Source organism: Pedobacter miscanthi, from assembly GCF_003315595.1.
GTDB lineage: Bacteria > Bacteroidota > Bacteroidia > Sphingobacteriales > Sphingobacteriaceae > Pedobacter > Pedobacter miscanthi.
In genome coordinates this window covers 26,630-45,545 of sequence record NZ_QNQU01000033.1, presented here as the reverse complement: position 1 = coordinate 45,545, position 18,916 = coordinate 26,630, and the positions used below count along the sequence as shown (strand labels likewise).

Annotated in this window: 15 protein-coding genes; 5 read left to right on the top strand and 10 right to left on the bottom strand. The window is 40.4% G+C overall.

The window, feature by feature from the left end:
• Positions 1–4 precede the first annotated feature (4 nt).
• The 9 genes from DRW42_RS25745 to DRW42_RS25705 all read right to left on the bottom strand — a co-directional run bounded on the left by DRW42_RS25745 (position 5) and on the right by DRW42_RS25705 (position 13,516).
• Positions 5–1,024, bottom strand: a complete 1,020-nt coding sequence (locus DRW42_RS25745) for a PorP/SprF family type IX secretion system membrane protein (protein WP_113951745.1) — start codon at positions 1,022–1,024, stop codon at positions 5–7.
• Positions 1,021–6,969, bottom strand: coding sequence for a PKD domain-containing protein (locus tag DRW42_RS25740; RefSeq protein ID WP_113951744.1), 5,949 nt, complete (start codon positions 6,967–6,969; stop codon positions 1,021–1,023). Before DRW42_RS25740 ends, DRW42_RS25745 begins: the two co-directional genes overlap by 4 nt.
• Before the next feature lie 295 nt (positions 6,970–7,264).
• Entirely contained in the window at positions 7,265–8,899 is a 1,635-nt protein-coding gene (gene groL / locus DRW42_RS25735) for a chaperonin GroEL (RefSeq protein WP_113951743.1), read from the bottom strand.
• A 133-nt stretch (positions 8,900–9,032) separates the two neighbouring features.
• A complete protein-coding gene (locus DRW42_RS25730) occupies positions 9,033–9,323 on the bottom strand; it encodes a co-chaperone GroES (RefSeq protein WP_056086646.1) in 291 nt (96 codons plus the stop codon).
• A 356-nt stretch (positions 9,324–9,679) separates the two neighbouring features.
• Entirely contained in the window at positions 9,680–10,444 is a 765-nt protein-coding gene (locus DRW42_RS25725) for a TIGR03915 family putative DNA repair protein (RefSeq protein ID WP_113951742.1), read from the bottom strand.
• A gap of 111 nt (positions 10,445–10,555) precedes the next feature.
• The gene (locus DRW42_RS25720; RefSeq protein WP_113951741.1) at positions 10,556–11,812 is read right to left on the bottom strand and encodes a putative DNA modification/repair radical SAM protein; all 1,257 of its coding nucleotides are present in this window, start codon (positions 11,810–11,812) and stop codon (positions 10,556–10,558) included.
• Positions 11,813–11,902: 90 nt separating this feature from the next.
• Complete coding sequence (locus DRW42_RS25715) at positions 11,903–12,433, bottom strand: hypothetical protein (protein WP_113951740.1); 531 nt, start codon at positions 12,431–12,433, stop codon at positions 11,903–11,905.
• An 88-nt stretch (positions 12,434–12,521) separates the two neighbouring features.
• A complete protein-coding gene (locus DRW42_RS25710) occupies positions 12,522–13,166 on the bottom strand; it encodes an HD domain-containing protein (RefSeq protein ID WP_113951739.1) in 645 nt (214 codons plus the stop codon).
• A 68-nt stretch (positions 13,167–13,234) separates the two neighbouring features.
• Positions 13,235–13,516, bottom strand: coding sequence for a helix-turn-helix domain-containing protein (locus DRW42_RS25705; RefSeq protein WP_113951738.1), 282 nt, complete (start codon positions 13,514–13,516; stop codon positions 13,235–13,237).
• Positions 13,517–13,817: 301 nt separating this feature from the next.
• Here DRW42_RS25705 and DRW42_RS25700 point away from each other — a divergent pair, with 301 nt between their 5' ends.
• From DRW42_RS25700 to DRW42_RS25680, 5 genes are all read left to right on the top strand, one after another.
• Positions 13,818–14,051: a hypothetical protein gene (locus DRW42_RS25700; RefSeq protein ID WP_025143589.1), complete on the top strand. Its 234-nt coding sequence runs from the start codon at positions 13,818–13,820 to the stop codon at positions 14,049–14,051.
• 264 nt (positions 14,052–14,315) lie between these two features.
• Positions 14,316–14,549, top strand: coding sequence for a hypothetical protein (locus tag DRW42_RS25695; protein ID WP_113951768.1), 234 nt, complete (start codon positions 14,316–14,318; stop codon positions 14,547–14,549).
• A gap of 68 nt (positions 14,550–14,617) precedes the next feature.
• Entirely contained in the window at positions 14,618–14,830 is a 213-nt protein-coding gene (locus DRW42_RS25690; protein ID WP_113951737.1) for a bacteriocin, read from the top strand.
• Between the two features lie 80 nt (positions 14,831–14,910).
• On the top strand, positions 14,911–16,116 hold the full coding sequence (locus DRW42_RS25685; RefSeq protein ID WP_113951736.1) for an HlyD family secretion protein: 1,206 nt from the start codon (positions 14,911–14,913) through the stop codon (positions 16,114–16,116).
• Entirely contained in the window at positions 16,113–18,368 is a 2,256-nt protein-coding gene (locus DRW42_RS25680; RefSeq protein ID WP_244215370.1) for a peptidase domain-containing ABC transporter, read from the top strand. The genes DRW42_RS25685 and DRW42_RS25680 overlap by 4 nt, the downstream gene beginning before the upstream one ends.
• Here DRW42_RS25680 and DRW42_RS25675 read toward each other — a convergent pair.
• Positions 18,365–18,868, bottom strand: a complete 504-nt coding sequence (locus tag DRW42_RS25675; RefSeq protein ID WP_158544405.1) for a hypothetical protein — start codon at positions 18,866–18,868, stop codon at positions 18,365–18,367. The two genes, DRW42_RS25680 and DRW42_RS25675, sit on opposite strands and share 4 nt — an antisense overlap.
• Positions 18,869–18,916 lie beyond the last annotated feature (48 nt).

The window sequence follows — 18,916 nt, the reverse complement described above, 5'->3', positions numbered from 1 at the left end:
CAAATTAATAAAAATCGTAACATCTTAAGCCATTTGCACGACCACCATTGGAACTATTTGGAAAATATTTTTCGTAACCTACGCCAATTTCGGATGTACCGCCGGTATTGGAATAATTGATTTTGGATATGGTAGCATCATGACTAATGCCTAACCTGAATTTTTCGCCATTGGTACGCCTGTTGAAAATATCAAAGATTACAGAAAAAACAATGGCATCATTTCCGTTCGAATTCCCATCGTTGCGGTACCAGATACCTGCATTAATGCCCGCATATTTGTATTGCATACCTGCGCTGAAAGAGCTTACGTTGCCCTGTCTGTAGGCTACAATTGAAGGGATAATGTAATTGCCGTCGCGATCATATTCATCTGGCACCAAAGTAAGTTTATAACTTAAGTTTGCTGAAATGCGCATGGGTAACTTTGCCTGAAAACCAGATAAAGATTCATCGGGACGGTTAAGGTGATGTGTGGCCAAACCCAGCATAAATTTGCCTACCACAAGGTTGGCTCCGGCATTGGCGTCGAAATAATACCTGCTATCGATACTCGGGCGTTCTGCACCCGAAACACTACCCGGGATATAACCGGTGCCAATATCAATCTGATCACCAAAAACAAGTTTATCCCAGTTTAATTTCTGGTTGGTAATGCCTCCCTGTAAGCCGAAAGATAAAGCGAAATCTTCTCCGCCTATAATGTAAGCATAGCTTACCGCAATATTATTTTTAACCAGGTAGGCCGTACCTTCACTGCTTCGGTTAAAGATGATACCCACACCGCTGTTAAACCTCCGCAGATTGAGATCCCCTGAAGCCGTCATGTACGAATAGTCGCTCGCTAAACCTGTCCATTGGTTACGGTATAAGGCATTAAACCTGATATCGCCTTCAAACTGACCTGTTAAAGCCGGATTTAAATAAATAGGGGCATTATAAAACTGCGAATAAATATGGTCCTGTGCCAGCGAAATTACCGGCAACACCCAAAACAAAAATAATATTATCCTTCTCCTCATCATCTTATTAAATATATTACGCCCGTTTTCCGTGGAGGAGATGAATCGTAGGTCATTCCTTTCCAATCGCTGCCGTTAATAAATTTTATATCTACTTTCCAGTAATAAACGCCCTGCGGCTGATCTTGTCCGTTGTAAGTTCCGTCCCAGCCTTCTAAAGGCGAACCATCGTCCAGTTTAGTCGTCTCCCATAATAACTGCCCCCATTTATTAAAGATTGACATTTGCCACTCTTTTATCCCTCTGCCTTTTGCCTTGAAAACCTTTATTTCATTTTTGGTGCTGGCCGGCATAAACGAATTTGGAATACTCAGATTTCCGGGTACGCCAATAATCCTCACCGATTGAAAAGTGGTAGAAGAGCAACCTTCTTTATTGAGCACTTTAAGGGTTACTGTGTAAGAACCTTCGTTGGCGTAGGTATGGTTTGGATTTTGCAGGGTAGAAACAGCACCATCGCCGAAAGTCCATTGCCAGCTTACGGCATCGGTACTTACATCTTTAAAAGCAAATGAATAGTTCGGAATAGATACCTCATTGCCCGGGGTTACCGTAAAGATGGCTACCGGTGGCGCTACAATATTGATAAAGTTGGCCAGCGTAGTGGTGTTCTTGCAACCTTCGGCATTAACCGTTGTTAATTTTACTGCATAGCTAATGCCCGAACCTGTGTAGGTATGCTGTGGCTCAAACTCATTTGATATAGGCGAGCCATCGCCAAAATCCCAGGAATAACCAATGGCGCCAACACTTGTATTTTTAAATTTAACGGCAAGGTTAGTACAGCCAACGGTTTTATCGGCACTGAAACTTGCCGTAGGCTGAGCAAGCACAGTTACGGTTTCTGTAGCAAAATTTTTCGAACAGTCATTTTCAGCATCCAGGCGGATGGTATATCTCCCTGGCTTAATAAAAGTATAAGGGAAAACGCCGGTACTATTGGTTGGAAGCTGGATAGGAGCTTCTCCCGAATCTTCATTGGTAATGATGTAAATAAAACGGCTTGCTCCACTGGTATTGTTTAAAAAATTTACGGTCCAGGGAGCGCAGCCTCTTTTCTCGTTGCCATTTACTACCAGTGCAGGAATAATATTATTTGGCGAAACCCTTATGGTAACCGGTATTGCATTGGTTTCGCCACAGCTATTTTTAGCGGTCATTTTTACCACGAAATCTTTTACCTCCGTTGTTCTGAAAGTATAACTTACATCTCTCCGGTCGGTGAATGATTGAGGAGCACTTCCATCACCAAAATCGTAGGTATAAGTGGTGCCGGCACTTAGCGGGCCGTTATTTTTAAAGGTTACCAATAAATCGGAACATCCTGTTGTTTTATCAGGGAAAAACCGGGCAACAGGTTTTGCATGCACCACAATATCTACAGTTTTTTCAATCACGGGGCCACACTGCGGTGTTGTTCTCAAAGTAACTTTATAGGTTTTATCTTCCCCATTTACATCAGGCTCAAAAATCTGGACCGGTGGTTGCGCTGAAAAAGAAACGGTTCCATTGTCAAAGATCCATTCGTAAGTTGCACCGTTAATTGGAGTGGTGGTATTGGTAAAGGTTACGCTAAGCGGTCCGCAACCTTCTGTGGTACTCGCAGTAAAAGAAGGATTAACTATTGGAAGCGTATGAAACTCCTGGCTTTTCTCATCCGGATTACAACCCAGGCTACTGGTTACTACTAATTTAATGATTACGCTTTCATTTCCGTTTACAATGGTATAACCCGGAAAAACTGGGCCAACGCCAATCTGTGTTCCATTGGCAAACCAGGTGTAAATGGCATTGCGATCGGGATGCAAAGTAGCAGTGATGTTATCTGCAACAAGTTTAAAAGGGGCGCAATCCACATTTTTTATGAAATTTAATTCGGCTAAGGCATGTGGATTAACCGTTATTTTAACTTGGTTGCTTAAATTGTTGCTGCAGGCCCCACTGGTTACCGAGCGCCTGTAATAAGTGGTTACGGTTGGGGTTGCCGGCGTAAAACTAACTCCTGTGGCAGCTAAAACATCTGTCCAGTTGGTGCCATTTGTACTCGATTGCCATTGGTAGGTATAAGCACCGCTGCCACCACTGGGTACTGTACCGGTTAAAGGGGCTGCAGGAGAACCGATACAAATAGTCTGATCGGCAGAAATGTTGTTGTTGGTTAAACCCGGCAAAACGGTAACCTGTATCGAATTACTATTAGATGGAACACAGATGGCGCTGTTTACCAGCCTCCGGAAATAGGTTGACAAACTTACCGTTAAGGTTAAATCTTTATTGGTTGCGGCAGGAATATTGACCCAGGTGTTTCCATCAGCACTGCTCTGCCATTGATAAGCAAAAGTACCTGTGCCTCCTGTTGGCGTATCGCCTGTAATGGTAATGCTCTGACCGGAACAGGCTGGAGCTGTTATAGGGCTGATGTTATTGGTAACAGGCGGATAATAAATAACCGTTACATCATCTGTTGAAGGAGGGCAGCCATTGAAGCCTGAAATTGTCCACCTAAAGGTATAAGTTTGTCCGGGTACTAAACCGGTAACGGTAGTATTGTACAGGGTAGGGTCGGTAATCACAACTGCCGGTCCTGATTCCTGCGTCCATTTACCCGTGTTTGGAGCAGGATTATTTCCACTTAGGGTAATGCCATTTCCGCTACATAAATTCTGATCAGCGCCTGCGTTGGAGGCCACTGTTCCGGGATTAACAGTGATAGTAGTTACAGTAGATATGGCTTCTGCACAGCTGCCGCTTTGCACTATTGCACGGTATTTAGTAGTAATGGCCAGGTTAGAAAAAACAAACGGATTAGCTGTTGAAATAATGGCAGACCATGTTACGCCGTTATCAATAGAACGTTCCCAGCGGATGATATTCCCCACCTGTCCGGTTAAAGTAATATTGCCTCCATTGGCACCGGCACACACATCTGCATCGCCTGTGGTGGTTCCGCCAACACTTAAAGGGTTAACGGTAACCTGTACATCATCGCCCGAAGTTGAGCAGCTGGCATCCTTAATTGTCCATCTTAAAATATACGTGTTACCGGGCTGCAATCCGGTTATATCGGTTGTAGCCTGCGTATCATCGGTAAAAGTTATAGCGGTGGGGGCATTAACAATAGTCCATTTGCCTGTACCGACTACCGGACTATTTCCTTTTAAAGTATAGGTGCTTAGGTTACAGATGGCTTCATCCGGACCGGCATTTGCAAGTGTAGCACTTGGCAATACGGTAATGGTTACATTTATTGGTACACCTGCACAGCCATTAGAAGATACAGGCGTAATGGTATAGGTTACCGTACCTGGTGAAGTGCCTGAATTGATCAAAACATCGTTGATCTGCGCTGCGGGAGAAGCAATAGACCTGGTGCTGTTACCGGTTATGCTGCCTGTTACGGTACTGGTATAAGTATAATTTACCCCGGCTAAATTGGCTGATAAAGTAATGGCCGACGATGTTCTGTTACAAATGGTATTGTTTGGAGTAGCTGTGATCACCGGATTAGGCTTAACAGTAACCACCAACTGAAATGGAGTACCATCACAACCATCAAAGTGCGGCGTAATGATATAAGTTACATTTGCATCGGCATTAAGATCGGTGTTGGTGAGTATGTCATTAATATTCCCCGTTCCGTTTGCGGTATAGCCGGTGGCTGTTCCCGTAGCTGTCCAGGTGTAGGTAACGCCTCCAACTGCCGAAGTTGGGACATAAGCTACACCATTAGCGGTACAGATGGTTTTGGTTGCTGCACTTGTTAAACTGATATCGGGTTTGATTTTTAAGATAATATCGTCATCAATCTGGTTACAGGGCGCAGCCAGTGTGGTGGTTACCCTCAGGGTTAACGTAACAATACCTGCTCTTTTTTCTGCCAGTGTTGGAGTATAAACTGCATTTAAATCGTTTCTGTTCGGACTAAATGTTCCGGCTCCTCCAATCCAGGTTTGTGTGGTAGTAGCTCCGGTTACCGCTCCGCTTAAAGTAAAATTTGGATCATTAAAACAGATATTTTGGTCAGCACCTGCATTAACTACGGGAGCTATGCTAAAGGTTAAGATCTGAGAATCGCTTACAGAACCACAATTATTTTTATGTGTAACCTTTATGGTATAAGTATCATAGCTGTCGAACTTAATTGATGGATATTTAGAATTTGCCGTAGTGCCACCGGTAAAACTATAGGTGCCCGATCCTGAAGGGATGACTTCCCAGATATAGGTATCGGCAAGATCCTGTGTTGTTCCGCTGATCAGTGTTTTGGTTGGACCAGTGGTGGTATTGTTAAAATCGTAGGTAGTAAGGTTACACAGGGTGATGCCTGGCGAAAGGGCAGCTTTTGGACTTTCATTTACCACAATAGTTTGAGGCAGGCTTACCACCGGACCACATGACGGTGTAGTGATGCTTAAGGTAACGGTGTAGGTGCCGGGGTTGGTAAAAATAAACTGTGGTTCCTTACTTGCTGCACTGGTACCACCTGCGAAACCTACAGCCGGTGTAACCGACCACGAATAGCTGTTGGCTGCATTGCAGATATTGTCTATTACCGAAAGATCTTTTGGTATTACAGTTGTTCCTGCGCAGATGGTATTTGGTAAAATCTCGAATGCTGGTTTTGGCGGATCCTGGATACAGATTTTCATTTCTACCGGATCGGCATTACAGGAACCGGAACTATTAGATTCTAATCTGATTGTGTGTTCGCCATGTGTTGTAAATTTATACACCAGATTATAAGATCGTGGCTGGTTAGCTTTAACCGGAACATTATCAACATACCAGTTATAGGTTACCTCGTTAGGTGTACAGCCTAGTGTATTGGTATTCGGGTTTTCTCCCAGGGTAGAAGTGTTTACAAAGGTAATATCAGCGTTTGTGCATCCCGGATTATTAAAAACAAATGAATTTACCGGTTTTACCACCACTTTTGCTGAGGAAGATACTGGTGTACCAATTATGCCGCAAAAAGCGTTCGAAACATTGATAGATACATCAAAAGCGTTAAAAATAGTACCTGCGCTGGAGGTAGAAACACTCCCGCATGAAGATTTTAAATAAGAGTGTGCAACAATTCCCCCGTTATTGATAATCTCGCAGAGGGTATAAGTTGTTGTAGTTTGGTCGCCCCAGGTAATGGTATAAATATCACCGGGAAAGTTGTTTTGTATACCCGAGGCTGAAGTTACATCTACATTAAATGTTAAAGATCCCAAGGGCAGGCAAACTACCGTATTTCCGGTGTTGGCGAAAGCGGTTACTGTTTTATTGTTGATGATCAAATAAGCTTTGGTAGCAACCGATCCATCAGGCATTACTGCTTTAGTGTATATTGTGTAATGAGATTGTTGAGCGGTAAAAGTTTGTATCGGCGTAGAGAAAGTTATAGAGCTTGTTGCTCCACCGCTTCCTTCATCTGTTATTGTTGCCGTAACCGTACTGTTGGCGGTAGACTCGTTACTGATTAAAAAATTATTGTTCGGTTTACTTGTACACGTACCGAAAGTTTCTTTATTGCTATTATTTAAATAGTTTGAGGTAAGTTTTGCTTCAACAGGCGCTCCGGCTTTAACTTCAAAGGGCGTAGAAGCAGCACTTACCGTAGCTGGTACAGTTGTTTTTACCCTCACCCGGTAACCCGTGCCTGGCGTAAGCCCTGCAGGGAGCAATCCATTGATATAGGTACTATAAAAACTATCATAGGTACCAATACGTGTTTCGGTACTGAAGTTTCCGTTCTGATCTGATAAATAAAGTTGAAATTGGTTTCCCTGTGATATACAGCTCGACGGTACTTTAAACGGAACTGCGATCGTACTGCCGGGTGTATAAGGCCCCGGATCTACGGTGCCAATGTTTACCTGGGCTAAAACATTTGACGTGAACAAAAATGCCCCAAAAAATAGGGCAAAACAAAGCCATTTCCTTTTACAACGAATCTTCATAAATCTCTAACACTAGGGAATGATTTTATTGCGTTCCGGAAGCTGTTAGTGATTCAGCTTTTGCCTGTTCTCAGAAATGAGTACCAGCCCTAAGACGCGCCAATAAATATTCGGTACAAAGAACGTAATTATCGAATTACATTTCATAATTTTTTACACCAAACGCAACTAAATGAGTAGGTTAGAAATGGGTTGAGGTTTCGTTTCTGCTCAGTAGAGGGCATAAAAAACCCCCGATACCTGAAGGTGTCGGGGGAATATTTTTACACGAAATGCTTTCGCTAAGGGGATGATATTACATCATACCGCCCATACCGCCGCCGCCCATTGGAGGCATTGGAGCACCACCTTCTTCAGGTTCGTCTGCCAAAACAACTTCGGTAGTTAATAACATTGCTGCAATAGATGCTGCGTTTTCTAATGCTACACGACTTACTTTAGTAGGGTCGATAACACCAGCACCAATTAAGTTTTCGTATACGCCTGTACGGGCATTGTAACCGAAATCAGCAGTACCTTCTTTAACTTTTTGTACCACGATAGAACCTTCGATACCTGCATTTTCGCAGATCTGACGTAATGGCTCTTCAATTGCACGACGGATGATCTGAATACCAGTGTTTTCATCTTCGTTAGCACCTTTTAAATCAGCGATAGAAGCTACTGCACGGATGAAAGCAACACCACCACCGGCAACAATACCTTCTTCTACAGCAGCACGGGTTGCATGTAAAGCATCATCAACACGGTCTTTTTTCTCTTTCATTTCAACTTCAGAAGCTGCACCTACGTAAAGAACTGCAACACCGCCAGCTAATTTAGCCAAACGCTCCTGTAATTTTTCTTTATCGTAATCAGATGTAGTCGTTTCGATCTGAGATTTAATCTGGCTTACGCGTGATTTAATATCTTCTGAGTTACCAGCACCGTTAATTACAGTTGTATTGTCTTTATCAACAACAACTTTCTCAGCAGAACCTAAATAAGTTAAATCAGCATTTTCTAATTTATAACCTCTTTCTTCTGATACTACGATACCACCGGTTAAGATTGCGATGTCTTCTAACATTGCTTTTCTTCTGTCGCCAAAGCCCGGAGCCTTAACCGCAACAACTTTTAACGAACCACGGATTTTATTTACTACCAAAGTAGCTAAAGCTTCGCCATCTAAATCTTCAGAGATGATTACCAATGGTTTGCCGGTTTGAACAGTTTTTTCTAAAACAGGCAACAATTCTTTCATGTTGCTGATTTTTTTGTCGTAGATTAAAATGTAAGGATTATCTAATTCTGCTTCCATTTTATCTGCATTGGTAACGAAGTAAGGAGATAAATAACCCCTGTCAAATTGCATACCTTCTACTGTTTTTACTTCAGTTTCAGTACCTTTTGCTTCTTCAACAGTAATTACACCATCTTTACCTACTTTGCCCATTGCCTCAGCAATTAAAGCACCAATTACTTCATCATTGTTAGCTGAGATAGACGCAACCTGTTTGATTTTGTTGTTATCCTCACCAACAGTTTGTGATTGAGTTTTTAAGTTTTCTACAACAGCAGCAACCGCTTTATCAATACCGCGTTTTAAATCCATCGGGTTTGCACCTGCAGCAACGTTTTTAATACCGGTTGTAATAATTGCCTGGGCCAATACAGTTGCAGTGGTAGTACCATCACCAGCAATATCAGCTGTTTTTGAAGCTACTTCTTTAACCATTTGAGCACCCATGTTCTCAACTGCATCTTTCAATTCGATTTCTTTAGCCACAGTAACACCATCTTTGGTGATTGCCGGAGAACCGAATTTTTTATCGATGATTACATTACGGCCTTTAGGACCTAAAGTTACTTTTACTGCATTTGCCAGAATATCAACACCTCTTTTCAGGGCGTCGCGTGCTTCTACGTTATATTTTACTTGTTTTGACATTACTTTTTAAATTTTGACTGATTGTATGAGAGAATGATCGAGCTCCTGCTTTCCTCATCCTAACATTATTATTTTATTTGTTGATTTATGCTGAATTCACTCATTCGAAACTCAGACATTCAATCTTCATTACTTACCCAACAACAGCGTAAATATCGGTTTCGCGCATAATCAGGTAATCTTTACCTTCGTAAGGGAATTCGGTACCACCGTATTTACCATAAATTACAACATCGCCAACTTTTACAGTTGCTTTTTTACCTTCAGAATCTTCTTCAGAAACAGAAACCACAGTTCCTTTAGATGGTTTTTCTTTAGCAGTATCAGGGATATACAAACCCGATGCAGTTTTTTCTTCTGCCGCAGCCGGTTCAACTATTACTCTGTTCGAACTGCCAGCAATTGGTTTAAGGTTTAACGCCATAACTTTTATTATTTTTTTATTTTGATTTTGTTTTTTAACTAAGCATACAATTAACACTTTTTATGCCAAGTGGTTTTGAGGGACAAATTTTCACCAAACTGTCAATCTTTATGCGCTAATTGGAATGCAGCGTGTCAGCATGGCAGTAAGTTTTTAAATTTTGAGCCAGGTTTATCTCTTACTCGTCATTGCGAGAAGGCTTTTTCAGCCGACGAAGCAATCTTAATGCTATGGGTTATAGCGATTGTTTTAAAATTGCTTCGTCGTTCCTCCTCGCTGTCGTCATGCTGAATTTATTTCAGCATCTTCCCTGCAAGATAGACCCTGAAATAAATTCAGGGTGACGACTTGAAAACTCAAAGTACCGCCTTTTCCGTTAAATATTTCCAGTACCTTCTGGGGACGTGCTGCACATGCAGTTTCGTGTTTTTACGGGCTACAATATTAGCACTTTTAAAATAATCTTTCCAGAGCGTGGCATAAAGTGTTTCACCTTCGTCCATTAAAACAGGAGCAGGATTTTGCTTATTTACCCCATGGCTAAAACTGATGGTAATTTCTTCAACTTCTGTTAAATTATAGTGCAATCCATATTTTCTTTTCAGGTCGTAAATTACCCATTGCTGATCGGCATAGCGGTTTTTAAAATGATTGGAAATTAAAGGCAGCACATTAAAATCGGGATCAATGCCCGTATAAAAAATTCCATCGCCTGTTTTCTGAAAACGGATAAAGGCTTCCATACGGTGTTTTTCCCTTTCTACACTTTTTGCATATTTCGATAGTGCAATTACGTGTTCGTTGCCATAATTGCTTTCTGCTCCTGCCGAATTTTGAAAAACATAAATGCTAAACTGAAAAAGATGGTTGTAAGCTTCTGGAATTTCGGATAGGTAACTGCAATAGAATTTGCGTAACCAATCCTTTTTAATTTTCTTTTCTAGTCCAGCCCAAACACGGTCTGCTTTTTCGGCATCGGTAATTACCGTAAAACTTTCTACAAAAGCTTCGGGTTGGAAAATTCTGGCCGATTTTAACACTGCTTTTCCAGGCTTGCGCTCAAACCATTCGAAAACTGCTGTTAAAAGGCCTTGGAGGGAGTTGTCGAAAATGTAGGTCATGGGTTTGTTTATTAGATCGTCATCTCGACTGAAGCGCAGCGGAACGGAGAGATCTATAATAGATTTCTCGACTGCGCTACACTCCGCTCGAAATGACGATCGCGGGGGGATTTAAAACAAAATCATCTGATTACTATCTGTTTTTAAATATTTACTCTGGCTTTCGGCCAAAATAAACGCCTTGATCTGCGTGCCCTGATAATCTTTCAGTTGATAAGGAGTATCTAAACAGGTAATAAAATGTTTCGCCCGGTTATAAGCCACACCGATTTTTTTCAGCTGATCAATCCTTAATTTCCCGAATTTACGTGCCTGTACAATTTTCTGTGCGGACATTACACCTATTCCGGGGATGCGGAGGATCATTTTATAATCTGCGGTATTAATATCTACCGGGAAATGTTGCATGTTGCGAATGGCCCAGCTTAATTTAGGGTCAATATCTACATCAAGGTTTGGGTTGGCATCATTTAAAATTTCCTGTACCTTAAATCCATAAAAACGCATCAGCCAGTCGGTTTGATACAATCGGTTCTCCCTTAACAATGGTGGTTGAGTGCCCAAAACAGGCATCCGGGTATCGTTACTGATGGGTACATAACCCGAATAATAAACCCTTTTTAAAGCAAAATTTTTATAAAATGCATTGGCAGTGTACATAATATCCTTATCGCTTTCGGGTGTGGCGCCAATTACCATTTGGGTGCTTTGTCCCGCCGGGACAAATTTTGGGATGTGTTTGATCAGTTTTTTATCTGCCGAAAACTGGGTGATCTGCTGTTGTACAAAGGCAAGCGGTTTAATCACGTCTGCATGGTTTTTCTCCGGTGCTAGAAGTTTTAAGCCGGCTTCGGTTGGCATTTCGAGGTTAATGCTCATCCGGTCGGCATATAATCCGGCTTCCTTAATCAGCTCATCGCTGGCGCCCGGAATGGTTTTAAGATGGATATAACCATTATAGTTATGCTCTAAACGTAATTTTTTCGCCACCAGGAGCAAACGTTCCATCGTGAAATCGGCATTTTTAAAAATACCCGAGCTTAAAAATAAACCTTCAATATAATTACGGCGATAAAAATTCATGGTAAGATCTACCACTTCATCAACAGTAAAGGCGGCGCGCTTAATATCATTGCTTTTTCGCGAAACGCAGAATAAACAATCGTATATACAATGATTGGTTAAAAGAATTTTTAGCAGTGATACACATCGGCCATCTTCGGTATAAGTATGGCATATACCTGACGAGTGACTATCGCCAAGGCCTTTATTTGTATTTTTTCTTGTGCCGCCGCTTGATGAACAAGAAACATCATATTTAGCGGCGTCAGCAAGAATATTCAGCTTTTCACGGATTCGATCAGACATAGGGTTGAAATTTACTAACAAATATAGTTTAAATAACTAAAAATATTAGTAATAAGCCCGATTAATCTACTCGTTTATGGAATAATAATCTTATTCAAAACTTTTGGTCGGCTTCAATTTTATATCCAATGGCAGCTGAAGCGGAATATTATAACTTTCCTTATAAAACTGCAATTCAGTAAAAAAACGGTCTGCTTCTTTTTCGTATTTTTTTAACGGGCTGAAATAACCCACGAAATGCGGGTTTTTAAACACGACCTTATAAAAATATCCGCCATTGTGGTTATCGAACATTTCGGTTACGCTGGTAACATTATCCCAATGGCAGAAAAAATTTGTTCTCCTGTATAAAAATGAAGTTCTTTTTAGCTTAAACCTGAAACCTTTCTCGTTGATCTGGACTTTGCTGGTTACAAAAATCTGTGTTCGGGTAATCCATAAAAGTGTAGTGGCCATAAAAATGACCGATAAGCAGATCAGGATTAATGTTGAAGGTTCAGAAAGTGACGTTGGTAAATTAAAAAGACAATACAACATCAGCGATATAAAAAATACCGGAATACCAACCATGGCAATCAACAAAACACTGTTTTTATGGTATTTTAGTTTGTATGGTTGCATAAGGATTAATTTTTGCTAAAGTTAAGTCCTTATGAAGTGCGCCAAAATACTTACTAATGGGTAATTTTTTAACAGACCGGCTGTAGGTTTACTTGCCTTCCCATTCTTTATAAAACTGATCCAGGTATTGCAGCATAAAGTGATGCCTCTCAGCGGCTATGGTTTTACCACTTTCGGTATTCATCATATCTTTTAGCAGAAGCAGCTTTTCGTAAAAGTGATTAATGGTTGGCGCAGTTGTATTTTTATAACTTTCTTTGGTTAAATGCGCTTCTGGCCGAATAGCCGGATCGTAAAGCACCCTGTTTTTAAAACCACCGTAAGTAAAAGCCCTGGCAATGCCAATTGCACCAATTGCATCCAAACGGTCGGCATCCTGTACAATCTGCATTTCTTTTGAGGTAAAACCAGCACCATCAAAACTGTTTTTGAACGACATGTTCTGGATAATCAGTTTAACATGGTCAATAACGGCGGCATCTACAGCAATTGATGCCAGAAATGATGCGGCCATATTCGGCCCCAGTTCCTCATCTCCATTGTTGAATTTTGGATCAGCAATATCATGCAATAATGCAGCAAATGCCACTACAAGTTCATTGCCATTTTCTTGTTGATTGATGGTTTGAGCGGTTTTAAAAACGCGCTCAATATGGAACCAGTCATGTCCGGCTTCAGCATGGGCTAAAGTCTCTTTTACAAAATCAATGGTTTTTTGAATGGCAACCTGCATAATCCTAAATTTTTCCAAAGGTATCGGAATTATCGGCAGGGATAAAAAAATGATATCAACAGTATGATTTAACTTGCCGCAGCTGCCCGGTTCTCGTCATCTGCAATAATTTTAATCAGATCGCTATGGTTAAGCGTAAGCAAATGTGCTACCTCTACTTCTAAAATTGCTGCAATCTGAAATAAGCGGTCTATAGTAAGCTTACTGTAGCCAAGCTCAATTTTGCTGTAGGCATTTTGTGAAATTTTTAGTTTCGCTGCCAGATAATCTTGAGTATAGTCTCTGTATTCTCTAATTTTCCTGATATTCCCGGCAACATTCTTCGTCTTTAAAGCCAATACATCTTCCATAAAAGGGATAATTTTTTAATGTTCTCCTGTATTTACGAAACTTTTATTCCTTCAGATTTAAAAATGTGATTTTTTAGCACTTATAGGAATTACGCGAACGGAAGAAAGATTTTTTTATTACAACAAAGGAACAACCCAAATGTTTAATGTATTCGAATTGTGAGTTGTTAATCAAGGCTTTATGAAAACTTTAAAGGGCCTGGCATCGTTTCTTAAATAACCCCGGCAATAAAGGCCGGCTTATAAAAGGAGTAGCCGAAAACCTCAAACAGAGTAGGCATTATTAAAATTAGAAAACGTTATGAAACTTCAAGAGTTAAATTTAAACGAAATGAAAGAAATCAACGGTGGTGGTTTATTTGGTGGTAATGATTCGTCAAATTCAGGCGGTCTGTTAGGATCAATCGGAATTGGTAATCTGTTATCATTTTCAAATGAAACACAAGACGGAGATGAATCGAGTAAAACCTCGTTCTCTTTAGGAAATAACATTGGTGGAAGCCTTGAAGGTTTATTTAAAAGCTTAACCAGCTAATTTGACTTATCAATTCTTTTATAAAAAAGGGACTTCTACGGAAGTCCTTTTTTTATGTGGTTTGCATTAACGTTTTGAGTTTTAAAATTGTTTTAATTAATTGACAACCAAATAGTTTATTGTATTCTGTGCCGTTGTTTGAAACGCCGTTTTTACAAAATCTGATCATCATACTAATGCGTTTATTAATTAAATGGCTATACAAGCCTTTATCAGGGGATGCTGAAAACCTATAACAGAGTAAGCTTATTAAATCTATTTATTATGAAAATGCAGGAATTGAATTTAACAGAAATGAAAGAGATTAATGGTGGTGGTTTATTTGGTAGCAACGATTCGTCGAATACCGGCGGCTTATTGGGATCAATCGGAATTGGTAACTTATTATCATTCCAAACTGCCAGTAAAGATGGTGATGAAGCCAGTGCAAGTTCGTTATCAATTGGTAACAACATTGGCGGTAGCTTAAGTGGCTTATTCGATAGTTTAAGCAAGTAATATTATTATTGTTGAAAAAGGAGGATAATTATTTATCCTCCTTTTTCTGTTGAATTTAAATCAGGAATATGGAAAATTTATCAGAAAACGAACTTACAGCCATTAACGGTGGTGGTGTATTTGATGGAAATACAGGCACTACAGCTATATCCCTTACTGCCTCAACCGATAGCTTGCTAAGCATTTCTTTTACCAGGAGTGATGGCGATTATAAAAGTACAACAACACTTTCAGTGGGAAATAATATTGGTTTATACCTGGGCTTACCAGGTCAAAAATAATAGCATTAGGCATAACTACTCATAGCTTTTTCTTATGGTATAAAACTAAACTGGCTTAAATGCGTATATAATTTTTAGATATGGACAGCGATAAATATATTTTTCCGAAAGAAGTAATTGAAAATACGGCTGAATACCATTTTCATACCCACAATTCGTATACTAAAATTATTTATCAGGTAATGCTTGCCGTATTAATTGTCGCTTTTTTGGCCATGTTCCTTATAACGGTTGATGTTAATGTTAAAAGTACCGGACTTTTCAGGCCTACTGCTGAACGGAACGAAATTAAACCCTTAATTGCAGGGCGTATCGATTCTCTTTTTATTAAAGAAAACATGCATGTTAAAGCCGGTCAGGTTTTACTTACCATTAAAAAAGAAAATATTGAAAGTCAGGATGCCCTTAACCGGTTTCAACAAACAGACGTTGAAGATCAATTATTTGATCTCGGCTTATTGATCAACGCTTATAAAAGAAACGACTGGTCGAAAAAACTTCCTTTAAAATCGGGTGTTTATGGCCAGCAGTATAGTTTATTTATGCAGCGGGTTACCGAGGCCAAGGCACGTTATCAGCTTGCCTATAAAAATTACGACCGTTATGCTTATCTGTATAAGAGAAGGGCGGTTTCGGCTTTAGAATTTGATGAAGTTAAGCTTAAAAAGGATAATGTATTTAACGAGCTTTCTCTAATCGGAGAGGAGCAGGGCAGTAAATGGCAAACCGAACTTAACCAGTTAAATATCCAGCGCCAGCAACTGGGCTCGCGCGATAAGCAGTATGAGGAAGAAAAAGAGTTTTATACCATTAAAGCACCTTTAACCGGAACAGTACAACAGTTAAAAGGGATACAGCCGGGAAGTTCGATTTCGGCAAATGAAATTTTGGGTGAAATTTCGCCTGATTCAGGCCTGATCGCCGAAACCTATGTGCAGCCTAAAGATATTGGTTTATTACGCGTGGGTACAAAAGCCAGGTTTCAGATTGATGCCTACAACTACAATGAATGGGGCATGGCCACCGGTAAGGTAATTTCAATTTCGAGCGATGTTTTTATGCAAAATGGCGCGCAGCCATTTTTTAAGGTGAGGTGCCTGCTCGATAAAAACAGCTTAAAACTCCGTAACGGTTACATTGGTAAAATAAAAAAGGGAATGACTTTACAGGCCCGCTTTTTTGTTACCAGAAGAACACTTTTCCAATTGTTATATGATAAGGCAGATGATTGGTTAAACCCAAATGTAATTCCACCAAGTAAAGAAACCCAGGTAACAGGCCTATGAAAACCATTAAGCAATTTTTCGATGCTTTAAAATCAAATAAAAAAGCAAAGAAAACCATCATCAGGCAGCATGATATTACCGACTGTGGTGCGGCTTGCCTGGCATCAATTGCCATACATTATGGCCTTGATATGCCCATTGCACGAATCCGTCAGTATGCCTCTACCGATAAAAAAGGTACCAATGTGCTCGGGCTGATCGAAGCTTCTACCAGGCTTGGTTTTTCGGCAAAGGGCGTAAAAGCCACTTATGATAATCTTTTTTCCATTCCGCTGCCGGTTATTGCCCATGTAAACCACAATAATATTGCCCATTACATTGTACTGTATAAAATTACAGAAGAATATGTAGAAGTAATGGATCCCGCTTATGGCGAAATGCAAAGATTAACACCTGATGAGTTCAGGCAAAAATGGACGGGAGTTTTAATTATGCTTTTGCCGGGAGATGATTTTACGGCCGGCACGGAACGAATTTCGCTCGAAAAACGTTTTGTTTATCTGTTAATGCCGCATAAATCGGTGCTGATCCAGGTTTTGGTCGGTGCTATTTTTTACACCATACTGGGTTTATCTACTTCCATTTTTCTTCAGAAAATTGTAGATAATGTGTTGCCGGAGGGAAATACGAACCTCCTTAATTTAATGGGCACAGTGATGATCATCATCATTTTAGTGCAGATTTTTATCAATTATGCCAAAACCTTATTGACTATTAAAACCGGACAGCAGATTGATGCCAGGTTGATTTTGGGCTATTATAAACATCTTTTAAAACTTCCGCAGTCTTTTTTTGATACCATGCGGGTGGGTGAAATTATTTCGCGGATGAACGATGCTGTTAAAATCAGGGCTTTTATAAATGATGTGCTGGTTGGTTTTGCCGTTAACGTTTTCATCCTGATTTTCTCCTTCGCCTTAATGTTTACCTATTACTGGAAACTGGCTTTAATTATGCTAACCGTGGTTCCTTTATATGCGCTAGTTTATTATGTATCTAACCGGCTTAATAAAACCACACAGCGCCAGTTGATGGAGAAAAGTGCCGAACTGGAAAATCAATTGGTAGAATCTGTAAATTCAGTGAGTACAATCAAACGTTTCGGCTTGGAAAATTTTTCGAACCTCAAAACCGAAATCAGGTTTATCAATCTGTTAAAAACGGTATATACTTCTGGTACGAATTCACTTTTGGTGGGCAACGCGAGCGGGTTTATTTCAAGCATCTTTGCCGTGATCCTGTTATGGGCGGGTGCAAGTTTTGTACTCCAGAATATGATTACACCTGGAGAACTTTTATCGTTTTATGCTATAATAGGTTATTTTACCGGGCCGGTGATCAGTTTGATCGGAATGAACAAGGTTTTTCAGGATGCGCGCATCGCTGCAGACAGGTTATTTGAAATTATGGACCTTGAACGCGAAAAAACTGAAAATAAGACTGACCTCACACCCGATATGATCGGAGATATTGAATTCAGAAATGTAAATTTCAGGTACGGTACACGGGTAACGGTGTTTGATGGGTTTAACCTGCAGGTACCGAAAGGTAAAATTACCGCAGTGGTAGGAGAGAGTGGTTCAGGAAAAACGACATTATTGTCGCTGCTTCAGAATATTTATCCTTTACAATCCGGCAACATTATGATCGGCGAATTTGATATTAATTATCTTACCAACGAAAGTTTAAGGAAACTTGTTGCCGTTGTTCCGCAGGATGTACACCTCTTTGCAGGCAATGTAATCGATAATATTGCCATTGGGGAAATGGAGCCTGATATGAAAAAAATTATCCGTATCTGCGGCCAGTTGAATATCATTGATTTTATCGAACGGCTTCCTAATGGTTTCGAAACGTATCTTGGCGAAAATGCGACCAATTTATCAGGCGGACAGCGGCAACGTTTGGCCATTGCCAGGGCTTTGTACCGTGAACCTGAAATTCTGATCCTGGATGAGGCAACCTCATCACTTGATTCCTCGTCAGAAGAACATATCCATCATGCCATTTCTTTGTTAAGGGAGCATGGGAAAACAATTATTCTGATTGCACACCGGTTAAGTACAGTGGTAAATGCGGATAAGATTGTGGTTTTAAAAGAAGGCAAGCTGATAGAAGAGGGAACACATACAGCGCTTATAAAACTCGACGGGATGTATACCGGCATGTGGCATAAACAATTTCCCCCTGATGCATTGCCGATAAAAAAAGGAAGAAAAAAAGCTACCGAAGATTTAGATGCCAAGGATTAGTATAACCCCCAGTCATCCTCAAATTCGTCTTTTTCGAAATATTTCACCCACTCTATAAACAACAGGCGGAACTTTTCCATTTCATCTAAAACAATGTCCTTATATTCTGGCGTGCATATTTCGAACATATCTGCTGCCCTTACCTGAGTTTCGAGCTCGCGGCAATTGGTACGGATAATGGAAGCATTCTCCATCCTTAAGATATACATATCGGCACCTTCGGCTCCAACAATTTTCGGACAGAGCATCAGTGCGTTCTGCATAATCAGGTTGGCCGTCATTTCGGCCATTTCGCCTTCAAGCGTTTCGCAGAACAGGGCCGCATATTTATATACTGCCCTTGCCTGGTTATAAAGGGTTTTTGCCCTGGTTGCTTTTAGCCTAACCTTTTCCGCGTCATCAATCGATAGGCCTTCTTCATCCTCGTCATCGCGGCCAAAACGGCTAAAATGCTCCCATTCGGGCATATGATCCATGTCATCAAATTCCATATTCTTCAAAATTTTCTACGTTATGGTACGTAAGAGAGCGTAATATATCAATTTTCA